At 61.9% G+C, this 22816-nt stretch carries 15 protein-coding genes and 1 pseudogene; 5 read left to right on the top strand and 11 right to left on the bottom strand.

Features of this window, described 5'->3' with window-relative positions:
• The 5 genes and pseudogenes from CFII68_RS08430 to CFII68_RS08450 all read right to left on the bottom strand — a co-directional run.
• A pseudogene (locus CFII68_RS08430) lies at nt 1-271 on the bottom strand (energy transducer TonB); the annotation flags it as partial.
• Nucleotides 268-714: a protein TolR gene (tolR, locus tag CFII68_RS08435; RefSeq protein ID WP_018610437.1), complete on the bottom strand. Its 447-nt coding sequence runs from the start codon at nt 712-714 to the stop codon at nt 268-270. The pseudogene CFII68_RS08430 and the gene tolR, both read right to left, overlap by 4 nt.
• A gap of 13 nt (nt 715-727) precedes the next feature.
• The gene (gene tolQ / locus CFII68_RS08440; protein ID WP_018610435.1) at nt 728-1435 is read right to left on the bottom strand and encodes a protein TolQ; all 708 of its coding nucleotides are present in this window, start codon (nt 1433-1435) and stop codon (nt 728-730) included.
• A 64-nt stretch (nt 1436-1499) separates the two neighbouring features.
• Nucleotides 1500-3416, bottom strand: a complete 1917-nt coding sequence (locus CFII68_RS08445) for a phytase (RefSeq protein ID WP_371103552.1) — start codon at nt 3414-3416, stop codon at nt 1500-1502.
• 129 nt (nt 3417-3545) lie between these two features.
• Nucleotides 3546-6068: a TonB-dependent receptor gene (locus tag CFII68_RS08450; RefSeq protein ID WP_018610431.1), complete on the bottom strand. Its 2523-nt coding sequence runs from the start codon at nt 6066-6068 to the stop codon at nt 3546-3548.
• A 458-nt stretch (nt 6069-6526) separates the two neighbouring features.
• Here CFII68_RS08450 and CFII68_RS08455 point away from each other — a divergent pair, with 458 nt between their 5' ends.
• Together CFII68_RS08455 and CFII68_RS08460 are read left to right on the top strand one after the other, a co-directional pair.
• The gene (locus CFII68_RS08455; RefSeq protein ID WP_018610429.1) at nt 6527-7441 is read left to right on the top strand and encodes a GGDEF domain-containing protein; all 915 of its coding nucleotides are present in this window, start codon (nt 6527-6529) and stop codon (nt 7439-7441) included.
• Entirely contained in the window at nt 7438-8475 is a 1038-nt protein-coding gene (locus tag CFII68_RS08460) for an AraC family transcriptional regulator (protein WP_018610427.1), read from the top strand. The genes CFII68_RS08455 and CFII68_RS08460 overlap by 4 nt, the downstream gene beginning before the upstream one ends.
• Nucleotides 8476-8582: 107 nt before the next feature.
• Here CFII68_RS08460 and CFII68_RS08465 read toward each other — a convergent pair whose 3' ends face one another.
• The 4 genes from CFII68_RS08465 to CFII68_RS08480 form a co-directional block, all read right to left on the bottom strand.
• Nucleotides 8583-9023 (bottom strand): CBS domain-containing protein, encoded by a 441-nt coding sequence (locus CFII68_RS08465; RefSeq protein ID WP_018610425.1) that lies wholly within the window; start codon nt 9021-9023, stop codon nt 8583-8585.
• A gap of 174 nt (nt 9024-9197) precedes the next feature.
• On the bottom strand, nt 9198-9584 hold the full coding sequence (gene nirD, locus CFII68_RS08470; RefSeq protein ID WP_018610423.1) for a nitrite reductase small subunit NirD: 387 nt from the start codon (nt 9582-9584) through the stop codon (nt 9198-9200).
• Nucleotides 9584-12145, bottom strand: a complete 2562-nt coding sequence (gene nirB, locus CFII68_RS08475; RefSeq protein WP_018610421.1) for a nitrite reductase large subunit NirB — start codon at nt 12143-12145, stop codon at nt 9584-9586. The genes nirD and nirB overlap by 1 nt, the downstream gene beginning before the upstream one ends.
• 540 nt (nt 12146-12685) lie before the next feature.
• Nucleotides 12686-13309 carry a TetR/AcrR family transcriptional regulator gene (locus CFII68_RS08480; protein WP_033062763.1) on the bottom strand — a complete coding sequence of 208 codons (624 nt, stop codon included), beginning with the start codon at nt 13307-13309 and terminating at the stop codon, nt 12686-12688.
• Between the two features lie 86 nt (nt 13310-13395).
• On the opposite strand from CFII68_RS08480, the gene CFII68_RS08485 reads away from it, so the two are divergent.
• The gene (locus CFII68_RS08485; RefSeq protein ID WP_018610416.1) at nt 13396-14022 is read left to right on the top strand and encodes an NAD(P)H-dependent oxidoreductase; all 627 of its coding nucleotides are present in this window, start codon (nt 13396-13398) and stop codon (nt 14020-14022) included.
• A 2-nt stretch (nt 14023-14024) separates the two neighbouring features.
• Here the strand turns inward: CFII68_RS08485 and CFII68_RS08490 are convergent, their stop codons facing one another.
• Nucleotides 14025-15587 carry a murein L,D-transpeptidase gene (locus CFII68_RS08490; RefSeq protein ID WP_018610414.1) on the bottom strand — a complete coding sequence of 521 codons (1563 nt, stop codon included), beginning with the start codon at nt 15585-15587 and terminating at the stop codon, nt 14025-14027.
• 162 nt (nt 15588-15749) lie between these two features.
• On the opposite strand from CFII68_RS08490, the gene CFII68_RS08495 reads away from it, so the two are divergent.
• Both CFII68_RS08495 and CFII68_RS08500 read left to right on the top strand, forming a co-directional pair.
• Nucleotides 15750-16433: a murein L,D-transpeptidase catalytic domain family protein gene (locus CFII68_RS08495; protein ID WP_018610412.1), complete on the top strand. Its 684-nt coding sequence runs from the start codon at nt 15750-15752 to the stop codon at nt 16431-16433.
• Between the two features lie 80 nt (nt 16434-16513).
• Nucleotides 16514-17467 (top strand): class I SAM-dependent methyltransferase, encoded by a 954-nt coding sequence (locus tag CFII68_RS08500; RefSeq protein ID WP_018610410.1) that lies wholly within the window; start codon nt 16514-16516, stop codon nt 17465-17467.
• A 54-nt stretch (nt 17468-17521) separates the two neighbouring features.
• Here the strand turns inward: CFII68_RS08500 and CFII68_RS08505 are convergent, their stop codons facing one another.
• A complete protein-coding gene (locus CFII68_RS08505) occupies nt 17522-22621 on the bottom strand; it encodes a leucine-rich repeat domain-containing protein (RefSeq protein ID WP_018610408.1) in 5100 nt (1699 codons plus the stop codon).
• Nucleotides 22622-22816: the final 195 nt, after the last annotated feature.

Here is a 22816-nt window from a genome sequence, read left to right as displayed (position 1 = left end):
CCAAGGTCGGCTCGACCGGCGGTGCTACAGGAATAACAGCGGCCGAGGCAGGCGCTTCGGGCGCCGGTGCCGCTGGCAACATCACCAGTTGCGTGCGCAACACCCGGGGCGCCTCGGCGGCGGGCTTCTCCACGCTCCAACCCAGCACCAACAACGCCACCACACCCGCGTGCAGGGCCACGGCGAGCCCCGCCGCCAGGCTGTTTTTCCAAAAGCGACGGCCCAGCGCAGGTACGCTCAAGGAGGGACTGTGCATGATCATTGCCGTCATCGCGGCGCCTCGGTCACCAGTCCCAGGTTGCTCACGCCGCCCTGCTGCAGCGCGGCCATGGCTGCAACGACCCGACCGTAATCGGCATGCGCGTCGGCACGGATGTACACCTGGGTATCGCTGCGCTCAGCCACGACCTGCGCCACCTTGGCGCGCATCTGCTCCAGGTCCACGGCGCTGTCGGTCTGGTGACGGGTGTCCAGCTCACCGCCCAGGTTCCAGTAGTAACCGCCCTCGGCCTTGACCGACAGCGTGAGGATTTGCTGGCGACTGTCGCTGGCCAGTGCTTCGCTGGCGACCTTGGGCAGTTCGATCTTCACCCCCTGGGTCAGCATCGGTGCGGTGACCATGAAAATCACCAGCAGCACCAACATCACGTCGATGTACGGCACCACGTTCATTTCGGCCTTGGGACCGTGCTTGCGTTGTGGCTTGACGAGCATCTGCCCTCTCCTCTCAAGCGGCCGTGGCCAGGTTCATCGGGGCACCGTGCAGCTTGCGGTGCAGACGCGCCTGCAGCTCGTTGCCAAAGGCGTAGTAGCGGGTCAGCAGGGTCTGGCCGCGAGCGGCAAAACGGTTATAGGCAATCACCGCCGGGATCGCCGCGAACAAGCCGATGGCCGTGGCGATCAACGCTTCGGCAATGCCCGGCGCCACAGTGGAAAGGCTGGCCTGTTGCACCTGGGACAGGCCGATAAAGGCATTCATGATCCCCCAGACGGTGCCAAACAAACCGATGTAGGGGCTGACCGAACCGACGGTGGCGAGAAATTGCAGGCCTTTTTCCAGCTGTATTTCCTGTTCGCTGATCGCCACTTGCAGCGCGCGCTCGACGCCTTCAAGCACCACTTGCGGCGTGCTTGAAGGTTGGCTGAGCTGAGTGAAGGCCAGCACACCCGCCTGGAAAATCGGCGTGACGCCACCGTCGTCTTCACGGACCTGTGCGTGCTCCCGATACAGGGGCAGCAGATCCTGGCTGCTGCGAAAGCGCTGCATGAAACCGTTGAGCTGGCGCTCGGTGCGTTGCAGCACGGCGCTGCGCTGGATGATCAGGTACCAGCTCAATAGCGAGGCCAGCAGCAATGTGAGCATGACCGCCTTGACCAACAGACTCGCGTCACTGATCAGGCCCCAGATCGTCATGTGTTCCAGAGTGGCTTGCATGGTTGAGACTCCTGTCTGGCGGTTATTCGATGAAATGTTCGTGACCGGTTGATGACAGCGTCGCTCAAGGCAGGCGCAGCGCTTTCGCCACGTCGGCCCAGGGCACGAACTTGAAGTTCTGGGTCTGCTCGGGCATGCGTTTGCGGCCGTCCTGGACCACCAGCATGCCCTGGCTCCAAAGCCCGCCGAGGTTCACCGAGGTTACCTCCAGGCCATCGGTTTGCGACGCACCATCAATGCCTGCGGCAGCGTTCAGACCGACCCGGAAAGCGCCGCGCACGGCATAGGGAGGCTCGGCATCGAGCACCAGGTAGCTGTCATTGCCCTGGCTGGAGATCACCAGGTAGTCGCGGCCCTCGGCCTGGTACAAGGCCATGCCCTCGACGTCAGCGTGCAACGCCGGGCCAACCTTGATCACACTGTTCAAGGTCGCCGGTTGGTCGGCCCGGGCATCCACCGCCCAGACGCCAACGTCCTCTTCACCGAGAAACAAGCGTTGGCGTTGCTCATCGGCGACGCAACCTTCGGGCTGGCTGTCGACGCTGAACTGGCGCACCAACCGGCCTTTCACCACGCCGTCCGGCGCGCTCAGGCGGTACTGCACGAAGCGCCCGTCCTTGCCGTTGGCGAAGGCATACAGTTCGCCTTCGGCAGGCTGGAACAGGCAGATGCCGTAGATTTCCTTCAATGACGTCGCAATCTCACCGGCTTCGCGCAACTCGCCACTGGCGCGGTCGATGCTGAACAGGCTCAAGCTGTTGCGATCTCGGTTGCTGGCCACGGCCAGATCAACGGTTTGCGTGCCCAGCTTGAAGTTCGCCCGCACATCGACGTTATTCAGGCGTCCAACCGCCAGTTCCTGCAGCAACTTGCCTTGCAGGTCATAGGCCAGCAGGCCTTGCTTCTTGTTGGTGCCCAGCACCCGGCTCAGCTCGGGCGTCGTCGGATGAACCCAGATCGCCGGGTCATCGGCTGCATCGCCCTGGCGGGCCACCGGTTCGCTCTGGACGATGGCAGCCACAGTGGGCAATACCGGCGGCAAAGGCGCTGGCGTGGGTTTCCAGCTGATTTCGCCTTGGTACAGGTGCCCGTTGTCATCGTCGCGCAGCAGCACCTCGACGCCACTTTTCGTCAGCCGCGCCGCGAGGTTTTCCGGCTCCTTCAGGCCCGCCAACGGCAGACTGGCTTTAGCACTCCACCCCTCTCCCTGCTGCTGATACACATGCAGTTGCGCCGCTTCCGGGTCCAGCCCCAACAGGCTTCCCGGCAACACGGCCATGGCCCCGGCGCTTTGCTGGAGGTCGCCGAACGGTGCGCGCATCGCCACGGGCACCCGCACGGTCTCGGCCTCTGAGGATGCCGGATAGGCCCACCAACCCACCCGCTCCTCGTTGACGAACAATTGACTGGCGCTGTCCTGCACCTGACAGGTCTTGGCGTCCGGCGGCAATGGCAGGCCGCGCACCCGTTGCGCGGTGTCGCTCAGGCGCTCGCCATTGCCCACCAGCCATTGCTCGCCCTTACCCTCCTCGCCAACCAGAAACACAAACAGGTTGCTCGCCTCGTCGCGATAAAGGCACAGGCCGTTGACCGGGAAATCCCGTGCGGGCAGGTACACCGGCATGCCCCACTGACGGTTTTGTGGGTCGAGGCTGACGACCAGGGCTTGCTGGCGCGTGCTGTCGAGGCTGGCGACCAACACGTTCGCGCCCTGGGCACGGCTATCGACACCTTCGAAGGTGCCCTTCAGGCGCGTCAGTTCGCGACCCTGGGCATCGAGCAAGAACAAGCCCTCGCGGGCGCTGGCCAGCCGCTCGGTCGTCGAAGGGCCAGGCAGGAATGCCAGGGCGTTGATCGCCAGTGGCTCGGTTTGAGACCAGGGTTGCAGTTTTAGCTTGAGCGCTGGGGCAGCCGCCAGGGCGGCGGCTGATGCCAGGCTGATCGCCATCGCCAACAGGTAGCGCTTAGGTAAGAAAAACATCGTGTTCAACGGGAAAATCCTTGTCGTTCAGTCAGACTCAAACGGGCTTGTGGCCCACTTCTATTGCCAGGGAATTCATCTGTGGGAGCAAAGCCAAATCCTCTTGCCACAAGTGATCAGGCTCGCGATTCAGAAATGGGTAAAGGTCAGCCCCAGCTTGTAGGTCGGGCCGTACTCTTCGTACTGGCCGTTGTAGGCGCGGTGACCGGTGTAGACGAAATACGACTCGTCGGTGAGGTTCTGGGCCTCCAGGCTGACTTGCAGGTTCTTGGTCAGCGAATAGCGCGCGCTGAAGTCGACGAAGGTCTGGGCGTCGACGTGCAAGTCGTGGTCGCGGTCGCTGATGGACGCCAGCTCGAACAGGTACGCTGACTTGTAGTTGGCCGACAGCCGCAGGCTCAGCTTGTCGTTTTCCCAACCCAACATCAGGTTGCCGACCGTGTCCGACTGGTTCGGCAAGTCGATGCTGCGTTTGCGCTGGGTACCACTGGCCTGGTCGAAGCCCTCGATCTCGGCGTCCGAACGGCTGAAGGTGGTGTTGGCGCCAAGCAGCAGGCCGTTCCAAGGGGCTGGCAGCCAGTCGAATTTTTGCGAGTAGGCCAATTCCAGGCCATACAGCTTGGCGCTGTCGCCGTTGGCGTAGCTGTGGGCTTCTGAGAAATCGGTCCAGGCACCCGTGCCGGCCAGGTCGGTGTTGTAGACGAAGTTCTTGATGTCCTTGTAGAACACGAAGGCCGAGACGGTGCCGGCGTGGCCCATGAAATGCTCGATGCCCAGGTCCAGGTTGCTCGATTCCAGCGGTTTGAGCTCCGGGTTGCCGAACGTGGCCTCGTCATCGTCGATGACAAAACCCGGCGCCAATTGCCCGAAGGTCGGACGCACCACGGATTTGGTCCAGGCCGCACGCACCTGGGTGTTTTTGTCCAGTTGATAGCGCGCGTGCAGGCCCGGCAACCAGTGGTGATACTTGCGCCGGGTCTCGGTATCGGTGAATACGCCGTCGGTGGCGCCGGTGCCCTTGGCTTCGAACTCGGTGCCTTCGTAGCGCATGCCGGCGATGAAGCGCCAGTCATCGATATCGACGGTGTTCATCAGGTATCCGGCGTTGATGTCCTCGCTCATCTTGAAGTCGTTGACTCGCGACTCCTGCTCGTCAAAAAACTCATCGCGATTCAGACCGCCGAGCAACTGTTTGATCGCGTCGGCGCTGATGCCCGGGCCGAAGCGGCCGAGGCGATAGTCCACGTTGCCTTTCTGGAACCGCCCGAGGTTCAACTGCTCGTCGGTGAAACCCAGGTCGTCAAAATCCTCGTAGACCCAGGCATTGAGGTCGTTGTCCTTGTCCCGCCGGCTGACTTTGCCGCCGAATTTGACTTGGGATGCATAGCCGCTGAAATCGTAGTCCCGGGCCAGGTCCAGGCGCAGGTTTTTCTCGGTGTCGGTGGTCGTCTGTTCTTCCCAGTCCACCTTGTCGAGGCTGAAGTTGGCCGGATCGTAGAACCCCGAGCCGATGATCGGCCGCGGCTTGTCGTTGTCGTAGAAACCACCGTTGAAACCATCGATGCCTTTGAAGGTGGCCCCGGCAATGTGGCCGGGGCTGTCTTCGCTGGATTGGCTATAGCCACCCTGGCCACTCAGGGTCCAGAGCCCGAACAGGCGTTCGCCACCGAGTACGTAGGATTGGATTTCCTGGGTTTCTTCACGTTGCTTGAGTTTGCGCTCGCCCTCGGCATCGCCCAACTCGCCTGCCGCTTGTGGGTCTTCAAAGGCAATACTGGCGGCGTTGCGGGTTTCGCTGTCCTTGTAGCGGCTGTACAGCGTGCGCAGGTAGTAGCTGCTGAAGTCATCGGGCTTGTAGTCGAAGTTCAACCCGCCACCGGCCCGCTCGCGACGGATGTCGTAGTCGCGCTGCTCGAACTCTTCGAGGCGCGAGCCTTGCTCGAAATCCCAGGCACCGCCGGTTTCGACGTTGTCCGAACCGAAGTCTCGCTTCTGCCAGCTCAGCGCTGCGGCCACGCCGAAGTTGTCGATGCCGTCGCCGAGGCTGAAACGGTCGCTGATGGCGCCGGAGAATTTCGGGCTGGTCTGACGGGTGTTCTTGTCATAGCTGGCTTCGCTGCTGCCGGTGTAGAACAGGCCCTTATGGTCGAAGGCCGAGAGGCTTTTGACGTCCACCGTGCCACCCAGGGAGTTGGCGTCCATGTCCGGCGTCAGGGTCTTGATCACCGACAACGATTGCACCAGCTCCGAGGGCAGCACATCCAGGGCAACGGCCCGGCGTTCGCTCTCCGGGGCTGGCACCAGGGTACCGTTGATGGTCACGCTGTTGAGGTCCGGTCCCAGGCCGCGCACGCTGACAAACCGGCCTTCGCCCTGGTCGCGCTCGACGCTGACACCGGGCAGGCGCTGCACCGCTTCGGCGACGTTTTCATCCGGCAACTGCGCAACGCCATCGGCATGCACCACGCTCTTGATGCTGTCAGCGCTGCGCTGCTCCTTGAGGGCCTGATCGATGCTGGCCGCCTGGCCGACCACTTCAACGTGTTCTGTGACCGCCTGCTCGGCGGCGCTCAGTCGCTCACTGGCAATGGCCATCGCCAACGCGGTAACAGTGAAACCGACGAGCCCGGCAGTGCTTGTGCGGTGATACATGGTGGTCCTCCCCAGGAATCCGGAAATCCGCCAGGCAATGGCCCGGCAACTGGGAGGGCACGCTAGGGGTGGGGGATGACGGTTCTGTGACAGGGTTTGGCTGGAGAGGCTGCAATCGGTTGATTTAGGGGGGCTGGCGAGCCGGAATGAGCTGAAATGACCTGTTTTACAGGCTCAGGGAATCTGAAGGGCGAAGGAATCACCTCTGCGGGAGCAAAGCTTGCTCGCGATGCAGGCGCCTCGATTCCCTGAAAAACCGCATCGTCTTCATCGCGAGCAGGCTTTGCTCCCACAAAATCCCCTCGCCACAATGAGATAGGTGGCGATGTCATGAATGAAAAGTTCAGACAATGGATGAGCTGATTCGACCTCCCCCACCCCGTCACCCGCCGTCACCGCACTGTCACATTCATCTGCTGTGCTGGGCCGCATTCCGCTTCTGGCAAAGGATTCCGGTCATGTTCTCCGTGCTGCGCCCGCACCGCCTCAAACTCGCCCTGCTCCTGCTGGCGGCCAACCTCGGGTTGATCCTGCACCTGGCCTGCGGCGAACTCAAACCCGTTGCCGAATGGGTCTGGCTGGACATCCTCGGCGAAGGTGGCTCGGCGCTGCTGGCGCTGGTCTGGTTGGGGCTGGTGCTGAAAAGCCGCCCGGCCGGACGGGTCACCAACTACCTGATCCTGGGCCTGGGCTGCATCTTCTTTTCCTGGTGGATAGACAGCCTCGATGAATTCATCCGCCTGCCCGACAGCATCACCTGGGACCACTGGCTCGAATCCGGGCCGATGCCGGTGGGCATGATCCTGCTGACCCTCGGTATCTATCACTGGCACCGGGAGCAACTGGCAATCAACGGGCAGATGGAGAAGCGCGAGCGGCTGTTCCGTGAGCATCGCCTGTTCGACAAACTCACGCCGTTGGGGGGCGCCGACTTTCTCAAGCACGAACTGTCCGCCAGCCTGGAAGACAGTCGACGCCGCCAGCAACCCTTGTCGCTGCTAGCCCTGGACCTGGACAACTTCACCGCCATCAACCAGCGCTTCGGCCACGGCGAAGGCGATGCGGTGTTGCAGGCTGTCAGCCAGTTGCTGGTATTGAACCTGCGGCGCCAGGATCTGCTGTGCCGCCTGGCCGGTGATCGCTTCGTGGTGCTGCTGCCCGACACCGGCGAGAGCCAGGCCCGGCGCCTGGCCCTGGAGCTGGAAATTGCGGTGCGCAGCCTGGCCCACAAGACCCGGCAACACAGCGAACGGTTGCAACTGGTCGCCAGCACGGCGGTGGTGATGGCGTTCGACGAGTCCCCCGAGGCCTTGCTCAAGCGCCTGAACCTGGCGCTGGCCCAGTCCCGGACCACGTTGGCGAAAAGCGCATGACGCTCAAGACGTGCTGGTACGAAACCGACAGCCGCTTCATTCCGGGGCACTATCAGCCTGCCGCGCTGATCGACCTGGCGCTGTCGCGGGACATCGACAGCCATCGCCTGCTGCGCGGCACCGGGTTGTTTCACGACGATATCCTCGCCGGACAGAGCCGCATCAGCCCGCAGCAGTTCCTCGGCCTGATCGACAATAGCCGACGCCTGCTGGATGCCAGCGACAGCAGTTTCCTGTTTGGCCAGCGGCTGTTGCCGGGGCACTACGGGCCAGCGAGCCACGCCTTGCGCCACGCGCAGAATCTGCATCAAGCCCTGCAAACCCTGATCGACCAGCAGGCGCTGCTCAGCCCGTTGGCCGCCCCGAGGCTGCTGTTGGACGAGCACTATACCTATGTCCATTGGCTGGATAGTTGCGGCGCCGATGAACAATGGCGCTTCGTACTGGAGGCGAGCATGACCTCGATGGTGGCGATGAGCGCCTGGCTCAGCGGCGAACGCCTGCCCTGGCAGTGCAGCTTTCGCCACAGCGAACCGCGCTACGTCGAGCAATATTGGGTGCACCTGGGTGAGCACACCCAGTTCGACCGCCCCCTGGACCTGATGCGCCTGCCCCGCCACTGCCTCGCCCAGCCCTGGCCCAACGTCTCGGCCACCGCCGGCCAGGTGGCGCGGATCGAAGCCCGGGAACAGCTCGATCAACTGGGCTTCGCTTCAAGCTTCCTGGATAGCCTCTACGACTATCTGCACGCTCATGTGCAGCAGACGCCCAGCCTGGAACAGACCGCCCAAGCCTTCGCCATGAGCCCGGCAACCCTCAAGCGCAAGTTGCACAAGCACCACACCGGGTTCCAGCAACAGGTGGATCGGGTGCACACCCACGTGGCCTTGTATCTGTATCAGGTCAAGGGCTTCAGCAACGAGGAAGTGGCGCAGTACCTGCGATTCAACGATACGGCGAACTTTCGTCGCTCGTTCAAGCGCTGGACCGGCAGTACGCCGAATCTGATCCGGCAATTGCTGATGTTGGGCTGAACTGTGGGAGCAAGGCTTGCCCGCGATGCAGGCGCCTCGGTTCACCAAGGACCGCGTTGTCTGCATCGCGGGCAAGCCTTGCTCCCACAGATAAACTCCCTATGGGTTCAATGCCCGCGAATGTAGTGCTCCAACTGCCGGATCAAATCCGCCTGCTCGACAATCGCCTCTTTCACCAGGTCACCAATGGACAGCAGGCCGATCAACTGCCCGTTATCCAGCACTGGCAGGTGCCGCAAGTGGCTGTCGGTCATGACTTCCATGCAGCGGTCGATGCTCTGCTGGCTGTCGGCGGTGATCACTGGCGCGCTCATGATGGTGCGTACCGTCGTCCCCACCGATGAGCGCCCCTTGAGCACCATCTTGCGCGCGTAGTCCCGCTCGCTGAACACACCCACCACCTGGCCGTCCTCGATCACCGGCAACGCACCGACATTTTTCTCGGCCATGATCTGCAGCGCTTCGAGCACCGTCTGCTCCGGTGCGATGCTGTGGACCTGCTGGTTCTGCACACTCTTGAGTCTTACCAGTTGGGCGGCGGTTTTCATTACTAATCCCCAGGTTGCGAATCAAACAATAATTCGAGCTAAACCATTCCTGTGGCGAGGGGATTTAGCGAAACGTCGCACCGCCCCGCTCGGTTGCGTAGCGACCGTAAGATTTTTGGGGCCGCTGCGCAGCCCAGCGGGGATAAATCCCCTCGCCACAAATGGGTAAGCTGGTCAGTCTTCGCCAATCTCCACCACATCGCCGTTGAGCCGCACCGGCCATACCCGCAGGCTTTGTTCCGGGTATTCCAGGCAATGGCCGTCTTCCAGGCGGAAATGTTGCTTGTACATCGGCGAAGCAATCACCAGGTCACCCTTGATGCTGCCCAACAGACCGCGGCCGATGACGTTCGCACCCGACTTGGGGTCGCGGTTGTCGATGGCGTACAGCGGCTTGTCCTGATGCTCGGGCAGGTACAGCAACGCCACTTGGCTGCCGTCGTGCCAGGCGACCACGCCAGAGTTGGGCACCAGGTCGTCGCGGCTGCACAGGGCACGCCATTGCGCCGGTTCCTGGGCGACATTGCGGGCGGGAATACGAACGACGTTTGACTGGCTCATCAGAGCACCTCCTCGGTAACGGGAATCAGGTGGAGTTCGTGGGCGTGAACCGGCCGGCGCTGGCCGCGTTCCCTGACGAAATGAACATCCGGATCGCCGCGCCCATCGTTGACGAAGGTGCGGAAACGCTTGAGTTTGTCCGGATCCTTGAGGGCATTGGCCCATTCGCATTCGTAGCGGTCGACCACCAGTTGCATCTGGGCTTCGAGCTCGGCGCCCAGGCCCAGGCTGTCGTGGATGATCACGTCCTTGAGGTAGTCCAGGCCGCCTTCCAGGCTTTCGCGCCAGACCGAGGTCCGTTGCAGTTTGTCGGCGGTACGGATGTAGAACATCAGGAAGCGGTCGATGTAGCGGATCAGCGTGGCGTCATCCAGGTCCGTGGCGAACAGCTCGGCGTGACGCGGGCGCATGCCGCCGTTGCCAGCCACATAGAGGTTCCAGCCCTTCTCGGTGGCGATCACGCCGACGTCCTTGCTCTGGGCCTCGGCGCACTCGCGGGTGCAACCGGACACCGCGAACTTGAGCTTGTGCGGCGAGCGCAGGCCTTTGTAGCGATCCTCGATGGTCAGGGCCATCTGCACGCTGTCCTGCACGCCGTAGCGGCACCAGGTGCTGCCCACGCAGGATTTCACCGTGCGCGTGGATTTGCCGTAGGCATGCCCGGTTTCGAAACCGGCTTCGATCAGCTCGGCCCAGATGTCCGGCAACTGGTGCAACTGGGCGCCGAACAGGTCGATGCGCTGGCCGCCAGTGATCTTGGTGTAGAGGTCGTATTTCTTGGCGACCACGCCGATGGCGATCAGCTTGTCGGCGGTGATTTCCCCACCGGCGATACGCGGTACCACCGAGTAGGTGCCGTTTTTCTGCATGTTCGCCATGAAGGTGTCGTTGGTGTCCTGCAACGGCACCAGGGACGGGTCCATGATCGGCTGGTTCCAGCACGACGCCAGGATCGAGCCCACTGCCGGCTTGCACAGGTCGCAACCGGTGTGACCACGACCGTGCTTGGCCAGCAGTTCGTCGAAGCTGATGATGCCTTCCACCCGCACCAGCGCATACAACTCCTGGCGGGTGTAGGCGAAATGTTCGCACAGGCTCTTGTCGACGCTGACGCCGCGGGCAGTCAACTCATGCTCGAACACTTGCTTGACCAGGGCCGCGCAACCACCACACCCGGTACCGGCCTTGGTGTCGCATTTGAGCTGGCCCAGATCAGTGCAGCCACCGTCGATGGCCGAGCAGATCGAGCCCTTGGTGACGTTGTGGCACGAGCAGAGGGTGGCGGTTTCGGGCAACGCCGCCGGGCCCAGGGTCGGGGCGCCTGCGGACGACGGCAGGATCAGGCTGGCAGCGTCCTTGGGCAAGGCGATACCGTTCTGCATGTATTGCAGCAAGGTGTCGTAGTAGCTGTTGTCGCCCACCAGCACCGCGCCGATCACGCGTTTGCCATCGGCGTCCACCACCAGTCGCCGGTAGCTGGCGCTGGTTTCGTCGATGAATTGGAAGCTGCGCGACCCCGGGGTGTTGCCATGGGCGTCGCCGATGGAGCCAACGTCCACACCGAGCAACTTGAGCTTGGTCGACATGTCGGCGCCGGTGAAGGCTTCAGCGCTTTCGCCGCACAGCCGGGCCGCGACATTGCGGGCCATTTGGTAACCCGGGGCGACCAGGCCGAAAATGCTGCCGTTCCAGGCCGCGCATTCGCCGATGGCGTAGATGTCTGGGTCGCTGCTCTGGCAATGGTCGTCGATCACCACGCCACCGCGCGGGCCGATCTGCAGGTCGCACTGACGAGCCAAGGCATCCTGGGCACGGATACCGGCGGAAAACACGATGAGGTCGGTTTCCAGGAAATCGTCGTCGCCGAAGTTCATCCGATAACGGTACTGTTCACCGGCGCTGATGGACTGAGTGCCCTTGGACAGGTGCACGCCGACGCCCAGCTTCTCGATACGGGCCTTGAGGGCCAAGCCGCCCTGGATATCCAGTTGCACCGGCATCAGCCGGGGGGCGAATTCCACCACATGGGCTTCAAGGCCCAGGGTCTTCAGGGCGTTGGCCGCTTCCAGGCCCAGCAGGCCGCCACCGACCACCACGCCACGACGGGCATTGCTGGCAGCAGCGCGGATCGCGTCCAAGTCTTCCAGGGTGCGATAGACCAGGCACGAATCGCCTTCGGCGCCTTCAATCGGTGGCACGAACGGGTAGGAACCGGTGGCGAGCACCAGTTTGTCGTAGTGAAGGCGATCATGGGCGGTCACCACCTGATGCGCGTCACGGTCGATTTCCAGCACCGGCACACCCAGGTGCAACGTCACGCCGGGAGTCTGGTACAACGACGCTTCGCCAAGGGCCAGGGACTCGGCATCGCGACCCGAGAAGTACTCGGACAGGTGCACACGGTCGTAGGCACGCATCGGCTCTTCGCTGAACACATGCACACGGTAATGATTGAGGGCACCGCGCTCGATCAGTTGCTCGACACAGTGATGGCCGACCATGCCATTGCCGATCACGATCAGCGTTTGCAGCTTGTTCAGAGAAGCAACGTTGGAATTCATAAAAAGCACCCGACAAAAGCCCATCACGATTTTGAAAGCAAAAAAAAGACGCCTGAAACCTTGCGGTTCCAGGCGTCTTTGCCTGTTCTGTGCGGTATCGGCCCGGCGACTGCGCCCTGACCTACCGTTGTCCCCCGACCTGCTGGCACTCGATCTTCGTTGACCGACGGGGCTGCCCACTCGACTGTGTTCGCGGTGGGCCTGGATAGCCTCTTGCAGCGAGCGTGCCAAACCTGCGTCCCCCCTTATTCACGCCCTCCCGTTCACCCACAATCCCCTGTGGGAGCGGGCCTGCCCGCGAAGACGCCAGCTCAGTCACCGCAAGCCAACCGGCGCCCGCCGCCGCTGCGCAAGCACCGCCAACTGCCTTGCGATGGTGCGATCACCCCGTCAGCGGCTTCATAAAAGTGCAGCCCGCCCTCAGGAAGGGCTTGCTCTCGATATCAGTCGGTCAGTGGGCAAAGATGCCGGATGTGCCGCCGCCATCGCGAGCGAGCTCGCTCCCACAGAGGTAAGTGGTGAGCTCGCGATGGCGGTGGTTCAGCTTGAAAGGGTGTCGACGGTCCTGTTCACCATCGCAACGATACTGACAAGAAGCTCTTCCTTCGCCTCGCCAGCGCTGATCTCCCCGGTGGCAGCGGCGTTGGACAGGGCCTCCGCCGCTCCCAGCATCGCCCGCAAACCGGCCTGGGCGATGCCTTTCGTGCCGGCGAACGGTTCCAGCACGGCGCGGCACTTGTCGAGGAAAATCCCCTCGTATTCGCGCTTGATGCGTTCCAGTTCCGGCGAGCTGGTCAATGCCGCGATCACCCCGGGAATCTCCCGACCTTGCAACAGCACGCACTCGACGTAGGAAGAAGCAATCACCGCCGCCCGGCTTTGCAGGGTCGCGTCGCTGGCGTCCAGGGCCGCGTCCATCAACGCGGTCTGGCGGGCGTCGAAATCCTGGTACAGCGCCGCCAGCAACCCGGACCGGGTGATGAAGTGGTCGTAGACGATCGGCTTGGTCACCCCCGCCTGATCCGCCAGCCGAGCCAATGTCAGGGCGTCGCTGCCCTCCTCCCTCACCAGTCGCCAGGCGACATCCAGCAATTGTCGCTGCCGGTCATGCCGGGATAAACGACGACGAGGTGAAGACTGCGGATGTTCGTCAGTGCTTGACATGCTAACTTTACCAACCGTAACTTACTAACCGTAACTTAACCCAGCATACCTGTCTTCCAGACTGCGTGACCAGAAGGAGTTTCGCCATGCATGCATTGATCGTTGTGGCTCACCACGACCCTCGTTCCCTCACCCACAGCCTGGCCGGAAAAATCGCCGAGGGCATCACCCGCGCCAACCCCGCCGATACGTTCGAGATCGCCGACCTGGCCGCCGAAGGCTTCGATCCGCGCTTCAGCTTCGCCGACCATGCCGTTCACCACCGCGAAGCCTTGCCGCCCGCGGATGTGCTGGCCGAACAAGCCAGGATTGATCGTGCCGATACGTTGGTGCTGGTCTATCCGATTTACTGGTGGTCCATGCCGGCGCTGCTCAAGGGCTGGATCGACCGGGTGTTTTCCAACGGCTGGGCATTCGATTTCAGCCTCGACAAGCCGTTTGTCCAACAACTGCAGCACTTACGGGTGCACCTGGTGGCGGTCGGTGGCGCCGATGCCGACAGCTTCCAGCGCCACGGTTACGGCGAGGCGATGACCACGCAGATCGACCATGGCATTTTCGATTACTGCGGCGCCCGCGTGGTGAGCTCCCAACGTTTGCTCGAATCGGAAACCGTCGATCCGCACCAGCATTTGCAGGTCGCTAGCGTTATCGGCCAGCGGCTGTTCACGACGCTCGACGAGACCACACACGCCGCCACCGCCTGCGCGTGACCTCAGAGTGCTCGACCCCGGGCAGCAGACAGTGTCGCGTCACGAGCATAGATATCCGGGATGTACAACGGCTGGCCCTGGCTGTCCGCTTGTGCTGTCCAGTACCCCAGCAGGATCGGCACGGGCCGGGCCAACCGGAATTCATGGGTCGTCTCGGTGGCCAGCAGCGTATCGGTACGCGCGCGTTCGGCCGGGCTTACCAGCAGGTCGCGCAAGCTCATCACTTGCTCGATCCGCACGCAGCCTGAACTGAAGGCTCGCGGGCCTTTGCTGAACAGCGCCTGGCTCGGGGTGTCATGCAGGTACACCGAGAACGGATTGGGAAAGCGGATCGCCATTTTGCCCAACGGGTTCTTCGGACCTGGATCCTGGCGCAGCATGACGTTGCCCGGGTGCTCCCAGTCGATATCCTCTGCCAGCAACGGCAGGCCTTCACTGTCGAGGATCCGCAGGTTATGACGGGCGAGAAACTCCGGATCGCGGCGAATCTCGGGCAGTTTGTCTTCACGCATGATGGTCGGCGGAATGGTCCAGGTCGGGTTGAGCGTCAGCCGGGTGACATGGGATTTGAGCAACGGTGTCTGCCGTTGCGCTCGGCCCACCTGGGTGCGGGTTTGCCAGACTGGCGCGCCGCCTCGATAAACCGTCAACTGGGCCGCCGCCACGTTGACCAGGACACTATCGTTCTCCACGTCCTGGGCCAGCCAGCGCATGCGTTCCAGATTGATGCGCAACTGCTCGCGACGCGTGGCCGGGCTGACGTTCAGCTCGGTCACGGTCCACGGCCCCACCACGCCATCGGCCTGCAGCGAATGCTGGGTCTGGAAGCTTTTCATCGCGTCCACCAGCGTGGGGCTGTAGTGCTCATCAGTCAGCAGCGGCGGTGTACTCAGGTAGCCCTCGCTGAACAGTCGCTGGGCCAGGGCGGGTACGCGGGCGTCCTGCTTGTCCGGTTGCAGCAGCGGTCCGCCCGGCACGGGTTGCCAGTCGGATAGAGGCTGTTGCCGCAGCCGGGCATAGAGGCCACGCAGGTTGCGATAAAGGTCCAGGTTCGGCCGGGCCTGTTCAAAAGCAGCGGCGACGTCCCGCAGGCCGAGGCCGGCGATGGCCAGCACCACGGCCTGATGATCCTGCGGTGGCGGATTGGCCTTCCATACCGGCTCCAGCCGGGCTTGGGGCAGGTAGCCGAAACGCAGGTCATGCAAGGCTTGCAGGTAGCGCTGGCTGATGGCGATGTCGACGCAGTGAGCGCCCTGGGCTGCCCCCTCGACCGGCAGGCCATAGCGTGTTGGATCCAGGCCGTCATCGGCCAATTGTTGCAACTGGAACTGCAACGCCCCCCGTCGTTCGTCGTCCAACCAGATTTCCTGGCCTGCGTTTTGCTGATAGAACGCCTGCAAGTCGAGCAGCGTCGGAAAGTCGACGCCCGCCGCGACGTCCGGGCACGCGACCGCCAGTTGCGCCAGTGTGGTCTGCACGAATGCAGGATCGCTGTCTTCGGCTGTCGCGACCAATGGCGCAGTGAGCAATAAAAGGCTCAGGTAACATGCGGACTTTTTGAACAACTGCTTTACTCCAATCCATGGCCGTCTCGTTGACGGTGAATTTTGCGACAGGTACGACCCGCCATCATGCAAACAATCAAAATCGGACGGGATGCCGCTAACGAACACCACGCTGGAAACGCTTCGCCTGTACAGGGCTTTTTGCGCCGATTCTGTCTGGTCATGCTGGGCCTGGGCGTCATTTGCAGCCCGGCGCTGGCGGAAAAAAAGGCGAATTCGAAAACGCTCTACCACAGCCTCGCCTACGCAGCGCCGGAACTCAATCCCCTGGCGCTCAAAAGTGCCTTGAGCGCCATGCAATGTGCGGTCGCCAACGGTGCCAACCCAGCCCGTCACCTCGCGGTCATCGACTACTCGCAACCCTCCACCGCCCGTCGCCTGTGGATCTTCGACCTGCGCCAGAAAAAGCTGGTGTTGCGCGACCTGGTGGCCCATGGACAAAAGTCCGGGGAAAACTTCGCGACACAATTTTCCAATCGCCTGGGCAGCTACCAGTCCAGCCTGGGCCTGTTTCGCACCCAGGAAAGCTACCAGGGTGCCCACGGCTATTCGCTACGCATGGACGGCCTGGAGCCGGGTTTCAATGACCAGGCCCGTGATCGGGCAATCGTGATCCATGCCGCCGACTACGTGAACCCGTTGTGGAGCGTGCGCCAGGGACGCATCGGGCGCAGCCAGGGCTGCCCTGCCGTACGCCCCCAGGTGGCGCGCCAGGTGATCGACAAGCTCAAGGGCGGTCAATTCATGTTTTCCTGGTACCCGGACCCGGGTTGGCTCAAGCGTTCGGCCTATCTCAATTGCCAGCCGCAACAGGTGGCGAGCATTCTGGCTACCAGCGGCGGTTAGATGGCACCTTTGTGGCGAGGGGATTTATCCCCTCGCCACAGGTTAAAATGCCGGCCTTTCGAATCCCTGGCGTTGCCTGAATGAATTGCGTAGCCCTTCAAACCCTTCACGACCATTTGCTGACCGCCCTGGAATCGGTGCCGGAAGAAACCCGGCGCCTGTTCCATGGCCGCGGACGCTGCTGGCCAGGCCTGGAGCAGATCACGGTTGACTGGTTGCAAGGGGTGGTGCTGGTCTCGCTGTTCAAGGAGCCTGAACCGACGCACCTGGACGATTTGATCGCGACACTACTGGCGCTCACTACGTCGCCGGCCTGGCAACACAGCAAGGCCCATACACTGGCGGTGCAGCACCGCTACCTGCCGCAAAGCCTCACCCAATGGCTGGTGGGCGAGCCCATTGACGAATGGACCTTGACCGAAGGTGGCCTGCGCTACCGGATCGACCTGGGCAAAAAGCAGAACAACGGCCTGTTCCTCGACATGCGTTATGGCCGCGACTGGGTCCGGGCCAACGCCGAGGGCAAACGGGTACTGAACCTGTTCGCCTACACCTGCGGCTTCTCGGTGGCGGCCATCGCTGGCGGCGCGCAGCATGTGGTCAATCTGGACATGTCCCGCGCAGCCCTGAGCCGAGGCCGCGACAACCATCGACTGAACGGCCACGACCTGAGCCAGGTGAGTTTCCTCGGCCACGACTTGTTCAAGTCCTGGGGCAAGGTGATCAACAGTGGCCCGTACGACCTGGTGATCATCGATCCGCCGACCTTCCAGAAAGGCAGCTTCCTGCTGACCAAGGATTACCAGCGGGTATTGCGCCGCCTGCCGGAACTGTTGGCCACCCACGGCACGGTGCTGGCTTGCAGCAACGACCCGGCCACCGGCCCGGACTTCCTCATCGACGGCGTTACCCGCGAAGCGCCCGGGCTGGTGTTCGAAGCACGCCTGGACAATCCGCCGGAGTTTCCTGACGCCGATATGGCTTGCGGGTTGAAAGCATTGGTTTTCAAGTCGGCGACGCCTGGCGCGGGATAACGCATGCGAAGAGACCCGCCGCGGCGGGCCTCTTCATCTTATGCGTGTGAGAGACTAGCGCGGTCGCAGCGGCCACCAAGGGTTGACCAGCTCTGCTGTTATTCGCCGTACCTGGGCCTCGATTTGCTGACTTCTGACCGAACGGTAGATAGCCATGGTTCGTCGTAGCTGGTCTTCGGTCAGGGTCACCGGTTGACCAGCGGTCCACTCTACATCCGCCACCGGTTCGAGGGTCGTGCGGCGCCAGACGTGCTGATCGCCTTGTGTGACTGGCTCCCATGCACTAGGCAGGTCGGCATCCGGTCGTGCAAGGTTATCCAGCAGCACCTGGGGCCAACTGGACGGGTTCACGGACTCGCTGTAGGCATCGATAATCGTTTCGTCTACCCCCGCCCAGGCCTCCAGACCTTCGGCCCAAGCCTCGGACATGATCCCGAGATAAGGCCGCCAGATCATTTCCCCGACCCGAGGATTTTGATCGTTGTTATTGAAGGTGTCCTGTGCATCGCTGAGCCAGTTGATGAAGTGTTCCCGGGTCATATGGGGCTGTCGCTCCAGCGCATCGGGAAAGCGCTCAATCTGCACGTGAGTCCAATAAGTGTATTGGTCCACCAGGAAACTTGCGAACGGCACACTTTGCTGCGCCAGACGAGCCCGTAGAACCGACTCGAACATCATCATGTGCAGTTCTAATTCCCAGATATTCGGTTTTAACCTGTCCAGGGTTCGGTCCCGCAGGCGCACGCGCAGTTCGGTCATCCGCTGATCGAAATCGGTAACTGCCGTTGATAGGGGCTCATTCGCGTTTTGATACCCGATGAAATGCTCCAGAATGAAGGCACCCCTTGTACGAACCTGGAAGGTCAAGCCCAATGCCGTACGGCGATCCGAGTCACGCATCATCCCTGAAAACCAGTCGATGAACTCACGGTTTACGGCATCGTCGCGGGCGGCTTCCAGTGCGCTCCGTAGTCCTGGGTTGATATACAACCAATCATCGATGGTGTATCTGAAAATTCCGTTATCCCACTGGTGAAGTGCGTTTATTTGTACGCTGGGCAGCGGGTTGTCGTCGAGCAACACGCCAACGCTGCCCCCTTGCAGCCGCTCAAGAACAGGCAGCAGGTCGTCCTGAATATCGGTGATGTTATTGTTGCTGAGATCGATACTGTCGACCTCTTCAGCCGATGGCCTCGACAGCATCGCCAACGCCAGCGCCGGTACCCGCGTGAGCCCCGTATCGGACAGCTCAAGGTCCCGGAGTGCAACAAGCTCAGGCAAGTCTGGCAAATCCCGGCAATTATTGCCGTTGAGGCTCAGGTCCTCCAGGGCGGTGGCGCTTCGCAGGAATTGACTGCCCTCCTCATCCAGGCGCAGGCCGCAGCGCGACAAATCCAACGAACTCAATTGAGGTAAAGCGGTGATGGCTCGCAATTGCTCCTCGGTGAAATGGATGTTGTCGCTCCAGGACACCTCACGCAACGATGGAAGCTCGGCCAGACGGCCGATAGCACTGACCGCCATCCCGGTGTTGCTACGGATTCCGGACAGGTCCAGGATTTCCAGCTGTGGAGCCAAATCGGGGCCGAGCAAAGGGGCGAATACATCAGCGGTCAGGGCGAGCGGGTTTGCGCTCAATGAGAGCTCCATCAGCCCACGCAATTGGCCGGCAGCCAGTGGGATTGCAGTGAGTTGATTACCCTGCAGGTGCAACGTATCGATATTGGGAAACAGGCGCAAAAAGTCCGAAGGGTCTTCGCTCAGGCCCATGTCCATCAGAACCAACTCTTCGATGTGTTCAAAACCCACACTGATCGGCGGCAAACGGCCAATGTTTTGCCCCCCTAAACGCAATGCCATGTCGCTGCCTTCGTTACCGGGATCCGGCACACGCCGCCAGGCGCTACGAATTTGCGCAGCCACAGCCCTACGCTGTGAAAGCCGAACCTCGACATCGACGCTGCCCTCGGCTGGGTGATGTAGCTCTTGATGCGCCTCCCATTGCTGCAGCTCATTGTCAAGCGTCGTCCATTCATTTTCCAGCCGAGTGACAAAGCTCTGCAACTCGACGCCCTGGCTCCTCGCCTGCTGGGCCAGGGTATCTTTTAGCATCTCAAGATCAGGCCCCGCATAGCTAGGATATAGCTGCTCGAGACGCTCCGAGAGCCCATGCCGCCAGGCCATCAGCGGGAGCCGTCCACGTCCGCTGGCCGGATAACCCAGGCGTCCATTAATCCATTGCAGACGAGCCCCGCTCGTGTCGAGGCGCCTTATCATCAAATAGGGACGCAACCCTTGCCGATCATCCAGGGCTTGGGCAAGCAAGCGGGTCCGAAGCATCGTCCCTTCCCAGATGTTCAAGCCCAGCGCTTGCCGTGCGTCGTCCGGCATCGCCCTGAGCAATGCGTCTTCCAGGCCCAACGCATCAGCGAGCTCGTTCCCTTCATCGTCAAAGGGCCGGTACAGCTCGCCTTCCTGGCGGATGATCTTCCAGGGCCCCGCCTCGCCCACCTCGATTGGACTCAGGGCTTCGCGCAATAACAGACGCAGCCGCACCCGGCTCTGCAATTGGGGAGTGCGCCCCACCAGGCCCATGACGATACGATCCCGGTCGGCACTGCTTTCGCCGCGCTCCAGATCGCGCAAGGCACGGGAGAGGCGCAGCTCACGCAGCGCCTCGGCGCACTGGCTACCAAGGCCCGCACTCACGCGCCCTTCCCGCAGGCGTACACGGTCCTGTCCCACCGATTGGCTGGCAAGCTCAGTGGCCATTGATTCTGGCAGGCCCGGAAAATCCCGCACCAGGGGGGCTGCCAACGGATCGAGCCCAGTGGGGCGGGCCATACCGGCAATGATCCGTTTCGTATTGTTTTCCAACTGCCGGGCCCAAAGTCCGGCAAGCCGACGGCTGCGCTCCAGCGCGCTCAGGCCGAAGCTGTTTTGCCCCAACAGTGCAGCCTGTTCATCGATGCTGAAGCCGGCCAGGATGCGGCTCGCCCAGGTATCATCCTCCAGGTCCGATTCGGTCAGCAGAAGGCTACGCCTGCTGGTTGCATTGCCCAGGGAGTAAAGCTGTTCTCCGTCGTTGTAATGCACTGCAACCCCTTCAGGCCAACCCGGCAGTTCGAGCAAAATTTGCAGGGTACGAAAATGCACCCGGCCTGGCGCCTTATCGAGGTTCAATTGCTCAATGGTATGTCGCACCCATCGCCAATTGCGTGCTTCAGCCAAGGCATCGGACAAGATCGCCGGCATCGGGTGTCCCTCGACTTGCAGATACCGCAAATGCGCCTCGCTGATACCGACCTGTCGCTGCACTGCAAGGATTGCACTGTCGTCGAGTTCGCTCGGCGTCTCGGCAAAATTGTGCAGCAATTGCAAGTTGCTTCGTTGCAAGGGATTTCGATGCGCCCACTGCCAGCCGCGGGTACGACTCCACTCCAAGGGCGGCCTCACGCCTCGGTGCCCGGCAGGCAGGCGCAGCGCCAGGTTGTCGCCCGCACCACGCACCTCGAAATAACGCTCCTCGACTTGCACCCAGGCGTCGTCTGCCGTGCGCCAGACACCCCAGGCGTCCTGCACAGCCTCCACTGGCGGCAGCCGCCGTGCCGCGAAAGGCTCGACATCGCCGTTCCACAGGCGCGTGCTCCCGTCACTGACCGGCATGGGTTCGATGACCGCGCCTACGAATCCCAGATAAGCACCTTGGGCAATCCCGAACAGTACATTGAAGATATGTTCGATGGCTTCCTGGGAATGGCCTTCGTTGAAAGCCTGGATGCCCTCGAAAATTTCATACACCAGGCGAACGCCCCCTACTACCGCAGCGGCCATTCCGATAGGGGCGAAGAACGGAAAAAAGACCGCGGTGAGCATCAGCGAACGTTCGACAAGACCTTCCCAATAAGCAAGACGAGCCAGCAGCGCCTGCCAGTCGAGATCTTCGGTCGGCACCATCAGCGCTGCGGCATTTGCCAAGGTATTGCCGCGCCATTCGTGGTAGTAGGCATGCCAAGGGTCAACGCGTAGATCCCTCAGGCTCCAGGTCACCCTCGGAACAGGGATCCGAATGCGCCTACGACTGCCGTCCTCGCCTCGCTCGCCATCGCGCCAGCCACTGATCCGGCCATAAATCTCCTGGATCAAGTTCGGGTGAGGCTCTACTCTCCATTCCACTTGATCATGCAAGGCCTCACCCAGTTGGGCCTGCAAGCGCAGCGGGAAATAACGCATCAGGCTCTGGCGATAGCTGCGTTGGCGGACTCTGGCGGTCAGTTCCGCCGACATGGCTTGTAAACTGGGGAACTGCCTCACGGGTGCAACCGGATCATGAGGGATGTGCAAGACGATCGGTCGCACCCCATTGGCGTCGCCTTTCACACCCCAATACACCCGGGCGCCGAACAGTGGCACCGATAAAAATTCGAGCGACTTGATCTCACAGGCCAAAGGGACAACAGGCTTGTTCTCAAGGTGCACGCCGGCATCGGCCAACAGCCGTTCGCCGACATCATCGAGGCGCCCGTCCAGTTTCGCCTCGTAAGCGTCGTGGGCCAGGAGGCTGCGGGCATACGCCATGTAGGCGCTCGCGACAGTAGGCACCGTGCTGCGGATGCGAGGCAATTTGCGTTCAAGTGCCTTGCGGTAAGCGCCCCCCACGTTCGCGCGGCGACAGATGCGCGCGAACTCGGCCGGCGTCGTGGGCAAAACCACGGAGTCCACCGGGACATCCCACTGGTAGAACTCTTGCGGATTACCTTGGATGAAAAGCTGGCCTTTTTTATCGAAATCGCTGTCGGTGGCGGCATCGGCAGGCGGATAGTTGCGCATTGCCGCTTCGATCAGTGATTGCGAAGGGGTATATGGAGCGCGCTTGACTCGTGCCCGGCGCACTGCGTCGACGGCAATACGAGTGCCATCGACAGGGCCGCTCACGACTTCCCAGGCTTGCACCTCCGGTTGGGCGGCCAACACGTCATAGGTAAAGGTCTGCGGTACAGGAAGATCAACCAACAGTGCGTTGAGTGCATCGCTATCGCGCTGCAGTTGTTGGGTAAGGACCTTGAAGCGTTCCTGGTGAACCCGGGACGCTCGTTTCAACCAAGCGGGTAGCCTGGCTTGGATAAATTCAATATGAGTCTCTGGGGCAGACATGAGAAACCTCCTTCCTTGGAGTTGATTGGTTGTTCGAGCGCGAAGAAGCGCCTGCGATGCTCTCGAAAACAAGCGCTCTTTGAAATCATCCAACCGTTGCAAGGGGTTGCGAGGCGTGTAGGGATGTATTTGCATGGCGTGGGGACGGGAAACAGGGGCGGTACAAGGTCCGACTCGGCCGGCAACCTGGAGGTT

The sequence above is a fragment of the Pseudomonas sp. CFII68 genome, assembly GCF_000416195.1.
Classification (GTDB): Bacteria; Pseudomonadota; Gammaproteobacteria; order Pseudomonadales; family Pseudomonadaceae; genus Aquipseudomonas; species Aquipseudomonas kilonensis.
Note: the sequence above shows the minus strand (reverse complement) of the source record. Positions and strands in the feature narration are given on the sequence as shown.

Bases quoted from the DNA above. Each gene is read 5' to 3' on its own strand.
- tolR (WP_018610437.1), bottom strand. From the start codon at position 714: ATGCTCGTCAAGCCACAACGCAAGCACGGTCCCAAGGCCGAAATGAAC.
- tolQ (WP_018610435.1), bottom strand. From the start codon at position 1,435: ATGCAAGCCACTCTGGAACACATGACGATCTGGGGCCTGATCAGTGAC.
- CFII68_RS08445 (WP_371103552.1), bottom strand. From the start codon at position 3,416: ATGTTTTTCTTACCTAAGCGCTACCTGTTGGCGATGGCGATCAGCCTG.
- CFII68_RS08450 (WP_018610431.1), bottom strand. From the start codon at position 6,068: ATGTATCACCGCACAAGCACTGCCGGGCTCGTCGGTTTCACTGTTACC.
- CFII68_RS08455 (WP_018610429.1), top strand. From the start codon at position 6,527: ATGTTCTCCGTGCTGCGCCCGCACCGCCTCAAACTCGCCCTGCTCCTG.
- CFII68_RS08460 (WP_018610427.1), top strand. From the start codon at position 7,438: ATGACGCTCAAGACGTGCTGGTACGAAACCGACAGCCGCTTCATTCCG.
- CFII68_RS08465 (WP_018610425.1), bottom strand. From the start codon at position 9,023: ATGAAAACCGCCGCCCAACTGGTAAGACTCAAGAGTGTGCAGAACCAG.
- nirD (WP_018610423.1), bottom strand. From the start codon at position 9,584: ATGAGCCAGTCAAACGTCGTTCGTATTCCCGCCCGCAATGTCGCCCAG.
- nirB (WP_018610421.1), bottom strand. From the start codon at position 12,145: ATGAATTCCAACGTTGCTTCTCTGAACAAGCTGCAAACGCTGATCGTG.
- CFII68_RS08480 (WP_033062763.1), bottom strand. From the start codon at position 13,309: ATGTCAAGCACTGACGAACATCCGCAGTCTTCACCTCGTCGTCGTTTA.
- CFII68_RS08485 (WP_018610416.1), top strand. From the start codon at position 13,396: ATGCATGCATTGATCGTTGTGGCTCACCACGACCCTCGTTCCCTCACC.
- CFII68_RS08495 (WP_018610412.1), top strand. From the start codon at position 15,750: ATGCTGGGCCTGGGCGTCATTTGCAGCCCGGCGCTGGCGGAAAAAAAG.
- CFII68_RS08500 (WP_018610410.1), top strand. From the start codon at position 16,514: ATGAATTGCGTAGCCCTTCAAACCCTTCACGACCATTTGCTGACCGCC.
- CFII68_RS08505 (WP_018610408.1), bottom strand. From the start codon at position 22,621: ATGTCTGCCCCAGAGACTCATATTGAATTTATCCAAGCCAGGCTACCC.